The following is a 13,455-nucleotide window of genomic DNA, read 5'->3' on the forward strand; positions in this document are numbered from 1 at the left end:
CCGTACTGTTCAGTTCACCCAGAACCGTACGGTACAGTACACCTTGAGGGAGAATCCGATGCGCAAGATCATTTCCAGCCTGTTCGTCTCCGCCGACGGCGTCGCCGAAGCCCCCGAAACCTGGCACTTCCCCTACTTCAACGACGAAATGGGCGCCGCCATCGGCGCCGGCATGGGCACCTCCGACGCCATGCTGCTGGGCCGTGTTCAGTACGAAGAATTCGCCGCCCACTGGCCCACCAGCGACGACGAATTCGCCGGCTTCATGAACAACCAGAAAAAATACGTCGTCACCACCACACTCACCGAAGCCACCTGGAACAACACCGACATCATCACCGGCGACATCGACACCGAACTCACCAAACTCAAAGACTCCGACGGCGGCGACATCGCCATCACCGGCAGCCTCACCCTCGTCCAATCCCTGCTGCGCAACGGACTGCTCGACCAGCTGCAACTCTTCGTCCACCCCGTCGTCCTGGGCAAGGGCGCCCGCTGGTTCGACAAACTCGACGACAACGTCGAACTGACACTGGCCTCGGCCGAGGTGTTCAGCACCGGCGTGATCAACCAGATCTACACCCCGGTGCGGGCGGATCAGGTGAGGTAGGGCGTCAGGTGCGGGATCGCGTCGGCGACGTGTTCGGCCTCGATCGGCTGCGCGATGAGGGTGAACCGCCAGGAGCCGTGCGGGCGGTGCAGCTTGCCGAGGATGAGCCCGGTGTGCGACCCGGTGCCCGCCAGCTCGATCCGGGCCAGCTCGGTGCCTGCCACATTGTCGACCAGCCGGCAGAAACCGTTCTCGATGCGGTCGAAGCGCTGGCCGGTGTAGCAGGTCATGAGCAGGACGACGCTGGTGACCTGGGCATCGAGGCGGGTGAGGTCGACCAGGACGAGTTCGTCGTCGCCCTCGCCCACGCCCGTCACATTGTCGCCGAGGTGGCGTACCGCACCGTCGCGTGAGGTGAGCTGTTCGTGGAAGGCGATGTCTACGAACCGGGTTCCGCTGAAGGACAGCGCGGCGGCATTGAGATCGATGTCTTTGGTGGGGCGCCGGAACTTGCCCGACCGGACGGGATCCCAGCCCAGGCCCACGCTGACATGGGTGAGGCCGGTGGGGCGGGGGAGTGTTCCGGTCATGCGGTGCTCCTCGTCGAGCGATTCGGGGCCGAGGCGACCGGCCGGACGGTCCGGCCCCTGTCCTCGCCAACATGCCGCACCGCCGCGGCCACCGCAACCCGAATCAGTCTGTGCCGCTCCGGCTTCAGCGCCTGGTCTCGTACCTGGTCAAGACCAGGCCCTCGGGAAATGTCCGGGTCTCCAGCAGGGTCAGGTTCACCCAGTTGTCGAGTGCGGTGAAGAACGGGGTGCCGCCGCCGACCAGGACCGGCGCGGTGACCAGCACGTACTCGTCGATCAGCCCGGCCCGCATGGCCGCCGCGGCGAGTGTGGCGCCGCCGATGTCCATGGAGTCACCGTCTTCGGCCTTGAGCCGGGCGATCTCGGTGACCGCGTCGCCGGTGACCAGGCGGGTGTTCCAGTCCACCGGGCGGTCCGTCGAGGAGAACACCACCTTCGGCATGTCCCGCCAGCGCCGTGCGTACTCGATGTCCGCCGGGGTGGCGTCGGGCTGCTGGTCGGCGGTGGGCCAGTGGGAGCTCATCGTCTCCCACAGTTTGCGTCCGTACAGCGCCAGGCTCGTCGCGCCCACCCGGTCGGACCACCATCCGAACAGTTCGTCGCTCGGCACGCTCCAACCGAGATCGTCGCCGGGTGCGGCGATATAGCCGTCCAAGCTCAGGTTCATGGCGAAGGTCAGTTTCCGCATGGCGTGGGCCTCTCGTGAGTCGGCATTCACGGTACAGACGAGCACGACGCGGGAGAATCATCGGCCAGACCCGCCGTGCGGCCCGGGGTGCGGCGAAACGCGTCAGCGGACGCCGGATCCGGTGGCGGCGCCGGCGTAGATCTGCGCCATGGGGCAGGTGGGTTCCGGGGCGGGTCCACAGAGGGCGAGGACCAGGAACCCGAGGGGAAACAGGACCGGGGCGACCAGGATGTCGGTGAGGGCCGATCCTGTGGTGGCCACCGGGGTCGCGACGGCGAGGTGTCCTGGAGCTCCGGTGGCGGCGGGGGCTGCTGCCACCAGCGCGACCGAGGCGATGACTGCTGCTCCGAAACGTTTGGCAGTGCTCATCTTTACTGCCCCCTTCGAGAGAACGTGTCGGTGTGCGAGCACTGTAGTTCAGCGAGACCGCAATTGAAGTGAAACCGCTTCACATCGTGTCGATTACGGGGCGCGATCCGGGCTGTCGGCGTCGAGAAGGGCGACATCGATAAGGCTCGCGACAGAATGGTACGGCCGTACCGGCGATCCCAGTTTTTCCGAGGTTTCGTAGCAGTACTGTTTCGTTTCGCGCGACCAAACGTAAACGGAAATGATCCGTGGTGATTCAGCGGAAGCGCAGAGTCTGACCCCCGATAATGTTCACTTATCGGGGGTCAGGAGGGTGGACTCGGGAATCGGACTTCCTTGGGGCGACACGGATTTCGTTTCGTGCAATACGTACGGAATTGACGAAACCAACGTTACGATTTCTCCCGTGTCGAGCGTCTGCAACTACCCGGGCTGTGCCCGCCCGATCACCCGCGGCGGTGGTCCCGGTCGTCCCTCCGAATACTGCGATCACCCCGACCACACGAGATGGCGGGCCTGGCGCGAAAGGCAACGGCTCCAACAGGAGTCGGAGGGTGCCACCGAAACCGTCACTGTGACGGCACAGGGGCCGGTGACCGTAGCCCGGCTGCGCGCCGACGAGTTGCTCGGTCAGTTCCGTGGACTGGCCGAGCAAATGGGGACGACTCTCAACGCCGCCGTCGCGGAACTGTCCACCCTGGGGGACCCGTCGGTCGCCGAAGCCCAGGTCCAGGCGGTGCAGGCCGACGCGGCACGCCGGATCGCCGAAGCCGACATGAAGACCGTCGCCGCCGAACAGGCGCGTCGCGACGCCGAAGACGCACGCGCGCACGCCGAATCGGCCGCCGAAGACGCCGCCGGCGCGGCCGAAGACGCCGAGCAGCTCATCGCCGCCGCACACGCGGCCAGGGACGAAGCCCTCGCCGAAGTCGAACGGCTCACGAAGCAGGCCGCCGACGAAGTATTCGCCGCACGCAGTGCCGCCGAGGCCGACATCCGCACCGCGCGACGAGAAGCGGCCGAGGAGATCGAACGGGCCAGGCAGGAAGCCGCCGAGCAGGTGTCACGCGCCGAACAACGGGCCGACACCGAGATCACCCACACGCGCCGTGACGCCGAAGCCCGCCTCACCGCCGCACAGGCCGAACGTGACCTGGCCGTGCAACGCGCCGCCGACGCCGACCGCGCGACCGAGCGCGCCGAAGCGGCCGCCGCCGAACGGGTCGAAGCGGCCGCCGAAGCGCGCGAGGAATGGCGGCGGGCACGCACCGAACTGGAAGCGACCCGCACCGAACTCGACCGCACCCGTGCCGAACTCGCCGACCTGCGCCGCTCCACCATTGTTGACGCCGAAGCCTGGCGCACCGAATCCGCGGCGGCACTGGACCGGGTCAGGGCCGAGGCGGCCGAGCGGCTGGCCGCCCTCGACGATGCCCGCGGCCAAACCCTGGCTCGTGCCGAACGCGCCGAACGGCAACTCGACGAACTACTGGCCACCACCCGCACGGCCGTGACGGCGGAGGCCGCGGGCTGATCCGCCGCGAAGACGCCCACGCGGCGTTACGGTGTGCGCTATGACCGATCAGCCCGAGCCGCTGGAACACACCCGCGAATTCGCCGCCGTCGAGTTCGCCGAGTTGCTCGACGACCAGGACGCCTACCCGGGGCCGTCGCCACGGATCCGGCTGATCGCGCTCGTGGTGGTGGCGGCCCTGCTGCTCGGTGCGGCCGCCACCATCCTGGCGATCCTGCTGGCCTGACCGCGGCAACTCAGGCCGGACGACCCAGGGGAGTGTCGGGGTCACCGGCATTGCGCAGCGCGATGATCTGCTGGGGCACCCAGTAGATGCGGCCGAACTCGAACTCCTGGTAGGTGCCGTCGTCGTGGGCGATCTCGTCGGACGCGGGCCAACCCAGTTCGCTGTTCTCGAAACCGGCCGCCTGCCAGCGCGCGCCGATCGCGCCGTGGACCCGATATCCGGGCTGTCCCGCCCGCCGGTAGACCGCCCCACCCTGGAACGCCTGCGCCAGACCGGGTCCGGTGCCACGCGGGTCGGGCAGCTCGGCGTGTTCGGCGGTGGGGTAGCCCAGGGGGCCCGCCTCCCACCCGAGTTCGGCGTACTTGTCCATGATGGCGGTCGGGATGGCGTGGGCGCCGGTGTCGGGATGCCAGTAGATGTAGCCGTGCTCGAACTCGGCGAAGCGGCCCACGCCGTCGGGAGTCGCGATCTCGCCGTCGGTGCGTCGCACGCCCAGCCACGGTGACTGCGCGGCCCGGTCGTCGATGGCGTTGGGGCGCGCACCGGCGAAATCGGCGACATGGGCGGCGAACACGTCCCACGGGAAGTTCGGCCCCACATCGGTGTGGGTGCCGATCCCGAGCGCCTCGGTGACGTAGTTGTGGTCGGTGATGCCTTCGGCCACCCGGTAGTCGGGGGCGATGACCTCGGTCGAGTAGCCGTGCCGGTGGGCGCTGCGGACCGCGAGGTAGGCGGCGATGCGCAGGTCGCCGTCGAGGGACAGCCACTGCTGCCGCGACCAGGCGGCGCGGCTGCCGGCGAAGCACAGGTTCACGGTGAACGGATTGGCCGACAGCACCGACCACGAGGCCAGCTCCTCCGGCACCACCCGCGCCACGATGGCGTCACGCAGCGTGTAGTGATAGGACACCCCGTTGGCGGGGTTGTTCAGGTACGCGGCCAGTGATTCGGCGGTGCCGTTGCCCTCCTGGGTGTGCAGGATGAAGTTGGTGATCCTGGCACCCTCGCGCGAGGAGTGCGACGGGCCGAGCCGGTCGAGTTCGGTGAACTCGGGGACCGCGACCGTGCGGTCCAGGCTCCACTGACCGAAGTCGGGGGCCAGGATGTCATTCACGTCGACGTGGGTGCCGTCGATGATCGGGCCGGGATTGCTCGGTGTGTCGATGATGCGCTGGTAGAGCACCGCGCGCGGTTCGCGTTCGGTCCCGGACCAGGCGCGCGTCTGCCACACCCAGCTGAATCCGCCGCGCGTGCCGACCACACCGTCCTCGATGGCCCACGCGCACACCCGCGAATGCCCGTAGATGCCGGTCCATTCGGTGCCGAGGACGGCGTTGACGCCGCGGAAGAACTCGACCGCGGTGTCGTTCCACTGCGTCAGCGAGATGTCCTCGTCGACGGCGAAGAAGATCGGCGCCCGGCGGGGCCCGCCGACGGCGAGATGCGTCGACAGCGCCTGCTCGGCCATCCGCCTGCCACCGTCGAAACCGGTGGTCCAATCCGACGGGGTGGGATCACCGGGTTTGCCGTACTGCCAGATGGAGACGATGTCGAGGCCGGCCGCGGTGAGCGCGCGGGCATAGTCGGCGGTGATCGGTTTGGCCCCGAAGTTCGCGCCGGGCCTGCTCGGCGCGACATAGGCGAGGACCGCCGAGTGCCCGGCCGCGACGATGGCGGCGGGATCGATGAGACGGGCGGCGAAATCGACAGCTGTGGACATGGTTGACCCCCTGCATGACGGCATATCCGATGGCATGGTTCACGCTCGCGCCCCGCGCGACGGCTGCGGGGTAACGCTGGTACCCGAGAAGCGGTACCGGGTGACCGAGGATCTCACCCTGCACCCATTCTAGGCGAATCCCTCAGCACCGCATCGGGATTCGTCGACCGCCCGGCACAGTACCCCGACCCACCGACACCGCGGCAGGCGCCCGGCGTGTCGGATGCCGTGTGCGGCCGATCGGTGGCGGACCGGGCCGGGGCACGGTGTACTGAACGGTATGGCTCCCACCGCCCGCCCCAGTAGACAGCGTCGCCCCGGGGTGCTCGGTCCCGCTGTCGCCCCGGCCGAACTGGTCGTCGTCACCACCCCGACCGGCCCGGAGATCACGCCGATCGCCCTGCGCGAGAACCGGTCGGTGCGGTCGCACGTGGACGAGCTGCTGCCCGCGGGCACTCGGTTGGTGCCGATCTTCGGGCCCGGCAACCGGCTGGCCGCCCGGCTGGCCGAGACGCCGCAGGCGCCGGTCGCGGGCGACTACCTCGGCTACTACACCGTCCGTGGGGTGGTCGGTGATCCCGGTGAGCTCGCCGACCGCCTGCGCCGCGACGACACCGTCGCGGCCGCCTATGTGAAGCCCGCCGCCGAACCGCCGTTGGCGCCGCTGGCCGAGAACGCCGTCGCCCCGGACGCGCCCGCGGTGACACCGAACTACCGTGACCGGCAGGGCTACCTCGATGCCGCGCCGGCCGGGATCGACGCGGCCTGGGCGCACACCCGGCCCGGCGGGCTCGGCACCGGTGTGCGGGTGATCGATGTCGAGGGCGCGTGGCGGTTCACCCACGAGGACCTGCGGCAGAACCAGGGCGGCATGATCGGCGGCACGGCCTCGGCCGACCTCGGGTGGCGCAACCACGGCACGGCGGTGGCCGGGGAGATCAGCGGTGACCTGAACGCGTTCGGGGTCACCGGGATCGCGCCCGAGGCACACATCAGGGCCATCTCGGTGTTCGGGATCGGGTCGGCCACCGCGATCCGGTCCGCGGCCGACGCGCTCGACCCCGGCGACATCCTGCTGATCGAACTGCACCGTCCGGGACCCCGTTTCGACTACCGCGGCAGGCCCGATCAGCGTGGCTACATCGCGGTGGAATGGTGGCCCGACGATTTCGCCGCCGTCCGCTACGCCGTCGGTAAGGGGATCGTCGTGGTGGAGGCCGCGGGCAACGGCAACGAGAACCTCGACGACCCCCTCTACGATGCGCGACCCGGCGATTTCCCCGCCGACTGGCACAACCCGTTCCGGGGCGGGGCGACCGATTCGGGGGCGGTGCTGGTCGGCGCGGGTGCCCCGCCGCCGGGGACCCACGGCCGCGACCACGGTCCGGCGCGGTCACGGCTGCCGTTCTCCAATCACGGTGCGCGCCTGGATGTCCAGGGCTGGGGCCGGGAGGTCACCACCACCGGTTACGGTGACCTGCAGGGCGGCAGCGACGAAGACCTCTGGTACACCGACGAATTCAGCGGCACCTCCAGTGCGTCACCGATCGTGGTCGGCGCGGTGGCCGCCTATCAGGGGATCCGGGCCGGTGGCGCCGGCCGGGCGACACCCGCCGAGATCAGGGCCCTGCTCCGCGCGACCGGGTCGCCGCAGACCGCGGCGCCGGGGCGGCCCGTCACCGAGCGTATCGGCGCTCTGCCCGACCTGCGGGCCATGCTCGGCCAGGGCTGACCACCCGCGAAAATGAGATGTGCGCGGGTGGCTGGTCATGGGATGGTACGGAGATGGCATCGGCGAAGAGCGTCACCGTACGGTCGGCAACCAGCGACGAGGCTCCCGCGATCGCGGCGCTACAGGAAACCGGGTTCGGCATGCGGTACGGCGCGGACGAACTCGTGTTCAAGGGTGCGTTGTTCCCGGTCGAACGGTCGCTGGTCGCCGTCGACGGTGACCGCATCGTCGGGCACACCGTCGACCGCACGATGACGGTGACCGTGCCGGGGGAGCGCACGGTGCGAGCCTGCGGTGTCTCGGGGGTCGCGGTCGCGCCCACGCACCGGCGGCGCGGGATCCTGCGCGAGCTCTACACCGCACAGCACGCACGGACCGAAGCCGACGGACTGCCCCTGACCATCTTCACCGCGAGTGAGGCCACCATCTACGGGCGGTTCGGGTACGACCCGGCGATCCTCGCCACGACGGTGACCATCGATCGGCGCCGGGCCGAATTCCGCCCGAGCACCCCCGATCCCGGCGGCGTCGAGATGTCGACGCTGGCCGAGGCCGCACCGCACATCCGGCGCGTCTACGAGCGCTGGCAGCGGACGGTGCCGGGCGCGCAGGAACGCCCCGACGCGAAGTGGGATCTGTTCTTCGCCGACGTCGAACGGCATCGCAACGGCTCCACCACGCTGTTCGTGCTCGTCCACCCCGACGGGTACGCCCTGTACCGGCGTCGCTGGGACCAGGGTCGCGCCACCGCGGCGGTGCGGGAATACCGTGCTCTCACGCCCGACGCGCACGCCGCGCTGTGGCGGGTGCTGCTCGGCCTCGATCTCGTGGAGTCGGTGTCGGTGGAGATCGCCGACGACGATCCACTGCCCTACCTGCTGACCGATTCGAGGGCGACCCGGGTCACCGATCGGGGCGACACGCTGTGGGCGCGGGTGATGGATGTGCCCGCCGCGCTGACCGCGCGCACCTACCGCCACGACCTGGACACCGTGATGTCGGTGCACGATCCGTTCCGTTCGGCGGGCGGCACGTTCGTGCTGCGCGTGCGTGACGGTGTGGCCGAGTGCGCGCCGAGTACCCGGCGCGCCGAGCTCACCTTCGACATCAATGTCCTCGGTGCGCTGTACTTCGGCGCGCACCGGGCGGGCAACCTCGCCGCGGCGCATCGCATCCGGGTCGACGACGCGGCCGCGCTGCGGGATGTCGACGCGGCGTTCACCACCGAGCGGGCACCGGAGCTGGGCTGGTTCTTCTGACCGGCGCCCGATGAGCGGTCCGCGGCGGGCGCCGGGCGCGTAATCTGGGTAGCTGTGGATTCGCACGAGATCGATCCTTCGGTTCGGGTGCGGGGCGCCCGGGTGCACAATCTGCGTGATGTCGACGTCGATATGCCCCGCAACGCGCTGGTCGCCTTCACCGGGGTCTCGGGTTCGGGCAAGTCGTCGCTGGCCTTCGGCACGTTGTACGCGGAATCGCAGCGCCGCTACCTGGAGTCGGTCGCACCGTATGCCCGACGGTTGCTGCATCAGATCGAAGCGCCCGATGTGGACGAGGTGACCGGGCTGCCGCCGACGGTGGTGCTCGCGCAGCGAAGGTCCGCGCCGTCGTCGCGGTCGACGGTCGGGACGGTCACCGCGATCTCGAACTCGCTGCGGCTGCTGATGTCCCGGGAAGGCGACTACCCGGACGGCCCGGCCAGATCGGGACCGGGACATTATCCCGAGGGCACGAATCGGCTGTACTCCGACGCGTTCTCACCCAACACCGTGGAGGGCGCGTGCCCGCGCTGCCACGGGCAGGGCGTGGTCCATGAGGCGACCGAGGCGTCGATGGTGCCGGACCCGTCGCTGACCATTCGCGACGGGGCGATCGCGTCGTGGCCGGGCGCTTGGCAGGGCAAGAACCTGCGCGATGTGCTGGCCGCGCTGGGCTACGACATCGACCGGCCGTGGCGGGAACTGGCCCCGGCCGCGCGCGAGTGGATCCTGTTCACCGACGACAGGCCGGTCGTCACCGTGGAACCCGAGCGGGAACCACACCGCATCCACCGGCCCTACCAGGGCACCTACACCAGCGCCGAGCGGCTGCTGCTGCGGGCGCACGCGGAATCCAAGAGCGAGGCCACCCGGGCGCGGGCGGCCGAGTATCTGCACACCACGACCTGTCCGCTGTGCGCGGGGCGCAGGCTCAAACCCGAAGCGCTGGCGGTGACCTTCGCCGGCTACAACATCACCGAGCTCGCCGAGTTGCCGTTGGCCGAGCTCGGTGCTGTGTTGCGGCCCTATACCGCGGGCACGAGCGCGGCCGCGGTGCTCACCCAGGACCTCCTCTCCCGGATCGAGGTGCTGGTCGAGCTGGGGCTCGGCTATCTCAGCGTCGACCGGGAGAGCCCGACCCTGTCGGGTGGGGAGTTGCAGCGCCTGCGGTTGGCCGGTCAGCTGCGGTCGGGCCTGTTCGGGGTGGTCTACATCCTCGACGAGCCCTCGGCCGGACTGCATCCCGCCGACACCGCGGCGCTGACCACGGTGCTGGGCCGGCTCAAGGACTCGGGCAACAGTGTGTTCCTCGTCGAACACGATCTGGACGTGGTCCGCCACGCCGACTGGCTCATCGACATCGGACCCGGCGCGGGCGTCCACGGCGGACAGGTCCTCTACAGCGGGGCGGTCGAGGGCCTGCGCGCGGTGCCAGCCTCGGTGACGCGGCCCTACCTGTTCGACGAGATCGCTCGACCGGTGCGCGTCGATCGGGCACCCGGCGGTGTCCTGGCGCTGCGCGAGGTGAGCGCGCACAATCTGCGCGACCTCGACCTGGACGTCCCGCTCGGTGTGTTCACCGCGATCACCGGGGTGTCCGGATCGGGGAAATCGAGTCTGCTGCACGCGATCTCGGTGACCGCGGCGGCCGACCCGGCGATCGTGCGTGTCGTGGAGGTCGACCAGGCCCCGATCGGGCGCACCCCGCGCTCGAATCTGGCCACCTACACCGGCCTGTTCGACACCGTGCGCAAACTCTTCGCCGCGACCGACGCCGCCGCGGCGCGCGGTTACGGGGTGGGCCGGTTCTCGTTCAATGTCGCGGAGGGACGCTGCCCGACCTGTCAGGGCGAGGGCTACATCACGGTGGAACTGCTGTTCCTGCCCAGCACCTACAGTCCGTGCCCGGACTGCCACGGCGCCCGCTACAACCCCGAAACCCTCGAGATCACCTACCGCGACACCACGATCGCCGGCGTGCTCGACATGACCGTCGACCGGGCCGCGGAGTTTCTCGCCGACGTCCCCGCCGTCGCCCGCGCGCTACGGACCCTCGCCGAGGTCGGCCTGGGCTATCTGCGGTTGGGGCAACCGGCCACCGAACTGTCGGGCGGGGAAGCGCAGCGGGTGAAGCTGGCCACCGAACTGCAGCGGGCCCGGCGCGCGGGCACCCTCTACCTGCTCGACGAGCCCACCACCGGTCTGCACCCCGCCGACACCGACATCCTGCTGACTCAGCTGAATTCGCTGGTCGACGGTGGCGCCACCGTCGTGGTGGTCGAGCACGACATGACCGTCGTCGCGCAGGCCGACCACGTCGTCGACCTGGGGCCCGGTGGCGGCGCGCAGGGTGGGCGGATCGTCGCGCAGGGCAGCCCGGCCCAGGTCGCGGCCGATTCCGGCAGCCGGACCGCGCCGTATCTGGCGGAGCGGATGACGGCGCGCCCGGGCAAATCATCGGCTATCGCCGGTGGCGGGCCTATCGTGGGGTGATGCCCGTGAACGACGGGGAGGGGAAACCGGCGCGTGACCGAGCCCGGCAGGCGATGCTGATCGCCGGCGGGTGCTCCTTCGCTCTCGGTGTGGTGATCCTGCTGTGGCCCGGCCGCCGCGAGTCGACGCTGGCGCTGCTGTTCGGGACGGCGTTGCTGCTCAGTGCCGTCATCCAGGGCTATCTGGCGGTCAGGGCGCGGATCGCGATCCTGTTGCGGGTGCTGGTGCTGATCAGTGCGGGGCTGACGGTGATCCTGGCGATGCTCGCGTTCGGCGGCGGCAATATCGAACTGCTCGCCCTGTGGATCGGGATCGGCTGGTCGATCCGCGGCATCGTGCAGGCCCTGGTCGCTGCTTGGGACGACGGGGTGGTCAACGGCTGGCTGCACGAGATCTGCGGTGTGGGGACCGCCGCGCTCGGGATCGCGATGATCGCGATGCAGTTCGAGACCGTCACCGGGCTGGCCACGGTTGCCGGCAGTGCGCTGGTGGTGATCGGCGTGCTGGAATCGCTCGCCGGTGGGATGCTGCGTACGGCACTGCGCACCGGTGGCGCGGAAAAGGTTGATCGGACAGTCGTCCCCGGCCCCGCCGCCACCGAACAATAGTAGTGAATCCCACACCGGCGGTGCGGGTTTCGATGTTTACGCGAACTGCCGGACAACGCCACGTTGCGGGTAACGGAGCGGGTGGCGAACTCTGCGTGCCCGGCCGTTCACCGCTGGGGCAACTGTGCTGCGCGCCGGTAGCGTGGCCCGCGGCGTGCGCACGGGAGGGCCCGGTCGCCGCGCCGCGTCCGCAGCCCGATGTGAGCCCAGGAGAAATGTGGTGTCGCGCGTAACCCCCGGCGAAGCCGCCGATACCGTCCAGCGTGAAACGCTGGCCATGCGGCGGATGACCGAGAGTCTGGTCGAAGACCTGTCCGAGAACGTCCCCGCCGACCAGGTGACCTCGGCCGTCGGTGCCGCGCACGATCGCTTCGCGGGCAAACCGATCCGGGAGTTCGTGCCGATTCTCGTCGAGCGGATCGTTCGCAGCGAACTCGCCGATCCCGACCCGACCGTGCGCGTCCCCGCCCCCACGGTGCGGGCGAGCGTTCCCGACCCGGTGGCGCCGCCGCAGGAGCCCGAGCGTGCCGGGGGCCTGGTGAGCAGGCGCGCGATGCTGCCGCTGTCGATCGGCGCGGTGACGGTCGTCGCGGCGGTCGCGGCCGGGGTGATCCTGCTACCCGGCGGCGGGGACGGTCCCGCGGCCGCACCCGTCGGCGCGCCGCTCACGGTGGTGCGTGGTGTCGTCGGATCGGAGAAGATGGCGTTCTTCCAGGATCCGGAGGTCGTGCGGGTGCTGGCCGAGCACGGTGTGCGGGTGGAGGTCGAACCGGCCGGGTCGCGGCAGATCGCCACCGATGTCGACCTCGGCAAGTACGATTTCGCGTTCCCGTCGAGCAGTCCCGCCGCCGAACGGATTCAGCGGCAGCGCAATGTGACGGTGAAGTACACGCCGTTCTCGTCGCCGATCGCGATCGCCACCTACCGGCCGATCGCGGATCTGCTGACCGCGGCCGGGGTGATCAAGCCCGGGCCGGTCGCGACCTTCGACATGAACCGGTACCTGGAGCTGGCCGGTACCGGCGTGCAGTGGGACGACCTGCCCGACAACACCACCTACCCGGTCGCCAAGAACATCCTGGTGTCCACCACCAACCCGCGCAGCTCCAACTCCGCCGCCATGTATTTGGCGATTGCCAGCTATGTCGCCAACGACCACACCATCGTGCGCGGGACCACCGCCGAACAGCACGTGCTGCCCGCCCTGTCGAAACTGTTCCTGGCCCAGGGCTACACCGACACCAGCAGTGCGGGTCCGTTCGACCAGTACCTCACCAACGGCATGGGGCCGACCCCACTGGTGTGCATCTACGAGGCGCAGTTCGTCGAGGCCGCGGGACAGGGCCGGATCAAGCCGGACATGGTGCTGACGTATCCGACGCCGACCGTGCTGTCGAACCACACCCTGGTACCGCTGACCGGTACCGGTGACACCGTCGGCAAGCTGCTCGGCGAGAACCCGGAACTGCGTCGCCTGGCCGCCGCGCACGGGTTCCGCACCGGCGACAACGCCCAGTTCACCGCGATCGCCGCCGATCGCAACGTCGCGGTGCCCGCCGAGCTGATCGACGTCGTCGACGCTCCCGCCTACGACACGCTCGAGCACCTGCTCGACGGGGTCGCGAACTCGTTCAACTGATCGTCCCGACTCCTGTGTGCCGCGCAGCCCGATCGCTGCGCGGC

12 protein-coding genes and 1 pseudogene are annotated in these 13,455 nt (G+C 69.9%); 8 read left to right on the plus strand and 5 right to left on the minus strand.

Annotation, left to right across the window (positions count from 1 at the left end; genetic code table 11):
• Nucleotides 1-58: 58 nt before the first annotated feature.
• Nucleotides 59-613, plus strand: coding sequence for a dihydrofolate reductase family protein (locus tag EL493_RS19390; protein WP_019046975.1), 555 nt, complete (start codon nt 59-61; stop codon nt 611-613).
• Here the strand turns inward: EL493_RS19390 and EL493_RS19395 are convergent.
• From EL493_RS19395 to EL493_RS19405, 3 genes are all read right to left on the minus strand, one after another.
• Nucleotides 601-1,143 carry a TerD family protein gene (locus tag EL493_RS19395; protein WP_019046976.1) on the minus strand — a complete coding sequence of 181 codons (543 nt, stop codon included), beginning with the start codon at nt 1,141-1,143 and terminating at the stop codon, nt 601-603. The two genes, EL493_RS19390 and EL493_RS19395, sit on opposite strands and share 13 nt — an antisense overlap.
• Before the next feature lie 124 nt (nt 1,144-1,267).
• The gene (locus tag EL493_RS19400) at nt 1,268-1,831 is read right to left on the minus strand and encodes a dihydrofolate reductase family protein (protein WP_019046977.1); all 564 of its coding nucleotides are present in this window, start codon (nt 1,829-1,831) and stop codon (nt 1,268-1,270) included.
• A gap of 102 nt (nt 1,832-1,933) precedes the next feature.
• Nucleotides 1,934-2,200 carry a hypothetical protein gene (locus tag EL493_RS19405; protein WP_022566915.1) on the minus strand — a complete coding sequence of 89 codons (267 nt, stop codon included), beginning with the start codon at nt 2,198-2,200 and terminating at the stop codon, nt 1,934-1,936.
• 592 nt (nt 2,201-2,792) lie between these two features.
• Between EL493_RS19405 and EL493_RS19410 the strand changes: the two genes are divergently transcribed.
• Both EL493_RS19410 and EL493_RS19415 read left to right on the plus strand, forming a co-directional pair.
• Nucleotides 2,793-3,734 (plus strand): coiled-coil domain-containing protein, encoded by a 942-nt coding sequence (locus EL493_RS19410; RefSeq protein WP_019046979.1) that lies wholly within the window; start codon nt 2,793-2,795, stop codon nt 3,732-3,734.
• Nucleotides 3,735-3,774: 40 nt separating this feature from the next.
• Nucleotides 3,775-3,960 (plus strand): hypothetical protein, encoded by a 186-nt coding sequence (locus EL493_RS19415; RefSeq protein ID WP_019046980.1) that lies wholly within the window; start codon nt 3,775-3,777, stop codon nt 3,958-3,960.
• 10 nt (nt 3,961-3,970) lie between these two features.
• Here the strand turns inward: EL493_RS19415 and EL493_RS33755 are convergent, their stop codons facing one another.
• Nucleotides 3,971-5,035 (minus strand): N-acetylmuramoyl-L-alanine amidase, encoded by a 1,065-nt coding sequence (locus EL493_RS33755; RefSeq protein ID WP_030202108.1) that lies wholly within the window; start codon nt 5,033-5,035, stop codon nt 3,971-3,973.
• Nucleotides 5,027-5,716: pseudogene (locus tag EL493_RS33760) on the minus strand (DUF1906 domain-containing protein); the annotation flags it as partial. The gene EL493_RS33755 and the pseudogene EL493_RS33760, both read right to left, overlap by 9 nt.
• 244 nt (nt 5,717-5,960) lie before the next feature.
• Here EL493_RS33760 and EL493_RS19425 point away from each other — a divergent pair.
• The 5 genes from EL493_RS19425 (at nt 5,961) to EL493_RS19445 (ending at nt 13,411) form a co-directional block, all read left to right on the plus strand.
• Nucleotides 5,961-7,412 (plus strand): S8 family peptidase, encoded by a 1,452-nt coding sequence (locus EL493_RS19425; RefSeq protein WP_022566913.1) that lies wholly within the window; start codon nt 5,961-5,963, stop codon nt 7,410-7,412.
• Between the two features lie 53 nt (nt 7,413-7,465).
• Nucleotides 7,466-8,671, plus strand: coding sequence for a GNAT family N-acetyltransferase (locus tag EL493_RS19430; RefSeq protein WP_019046984.1), 1,206 nt, complete (start codon nt 7,466-7,468; stop codon nt 8,669-8,671).
• Nucleotides 8,672-8,803: 132 nt separating this feature from the next.
• On the plus strand, nt 8,804-11,164 hold the full coding sequence (locus EL493_RS19435) for an ATP-binding cassette domain-containing protein (RefSeq protein WP_081723220.1): 2,361 nt from the start codon (nt 8,804-8,806) through the stop codon (nt 11,162-11,164).
• A complete protein-coding gene (locus tag EL493_RS19440) occupies nt 11,164-11,772 on the plus strand; it encodes a DUF308 domain-containing protein (protein ID WP_019046986.1) in 609 nt (202 codons plus the stop codon). The genes EL493_RS19435 and EL493_RS19440 overlap by 1 nt, the downstream gene beginning before the upstream one ends.
• 220 nt (nt 11,773-11,992) lie before the next feature.
• On the plus strand, nt 11,993-13,411 hold the full coding sequence (locus tag EL493_RS19445; RefSeq protein ID WP_022566911.1) for a three-helix bundle dimerization domain-containing protein: 1,419 nt from the start codon (nt 11,993-11,995) through the stop codon (nt 13,409-13,411).
• The last annotated feature ends 44 nt before the right edge of the window (nt 13,412-13,455 follow it).

The sequence above is a fragment of the Nocardia asteroides genome (assembly GCF_900637185.1).
In the GTDB taxonomy this organism is placed as follows: domain Bacteria; phylum Actinomycetota; class Actinomycetes; order Mycobacteriales; family Mycobacteriaceae; genus Nocardia; species Nocardia asteroides.

Excerpts from the sequence above, each read along its gene's own strand:
- EL493_RS19390 (WP_019046975.1), top strand. The coding sequence starts at position 59 with ATGCGCAAGATCATTTCCAGCCTGTTCGTCTCCGCCGACGGCGTCGCC.
- EL493_RS19395 (WP_019046976.1), bottom strand. The coding sequence starts at position 1,143 with ATGACCGGAACACTCCCCCGCCCCACCGGCCTCACCCATGTCAGCGTG.
- EL493_RS19400 (WP_019046977.1), bottom strand. The coding sequence starts at position 1,831 with ATGCGGAAACTGACCTTCGCCATGAACCTGAGCTTGGACGGCTATATC.
- EL493_RS19405 (WP_022566915.1), bottom strand. The coding sequence starts at position 2,200 with ATGAGCACTGCCAAACGTTTCGGAGCAGCAGTCATCGCCTCGGTCGCG.
- EL493_RS19415 (WP_019046980.1), top strand. The coding sequence starts at position 3,775 with ATGACCGATCAGCCCGAGCCGCTGGAACACACCCGCGAATTCGCCGCC.
- EL493_RS19425 (WP_022566913.1), top strand. The coding sequence starts at position 5,961 with ATGGCTCCCACCGCCCGCCCCAGTAGACAGCGTCGCCCCGGGGTGCTC.
- EL493_RS19430 (WP_019046984.1), top strand. The coding sequence starts at position 7,466 with ATGGCATCGGCGAAGAGCGTCACCGTACGGTCGGCAACCAGCGACGAG.
- EL493_RS19435 (WP_081723220.1), top strand. The coding sequence starts at position 8,804 with ATGCCCCGCAACGCGCTGGTCGCCTTCACCGGGGTCTCGGGTTCGGGC.
- EL493_RS19440 (WP_019046986.1), top strand. The coding sequence starts at position 11,164 with ATGCCCGTGAACGACGGGGAGGGGAAACCGGCGCGTGACCGAGCCCGG.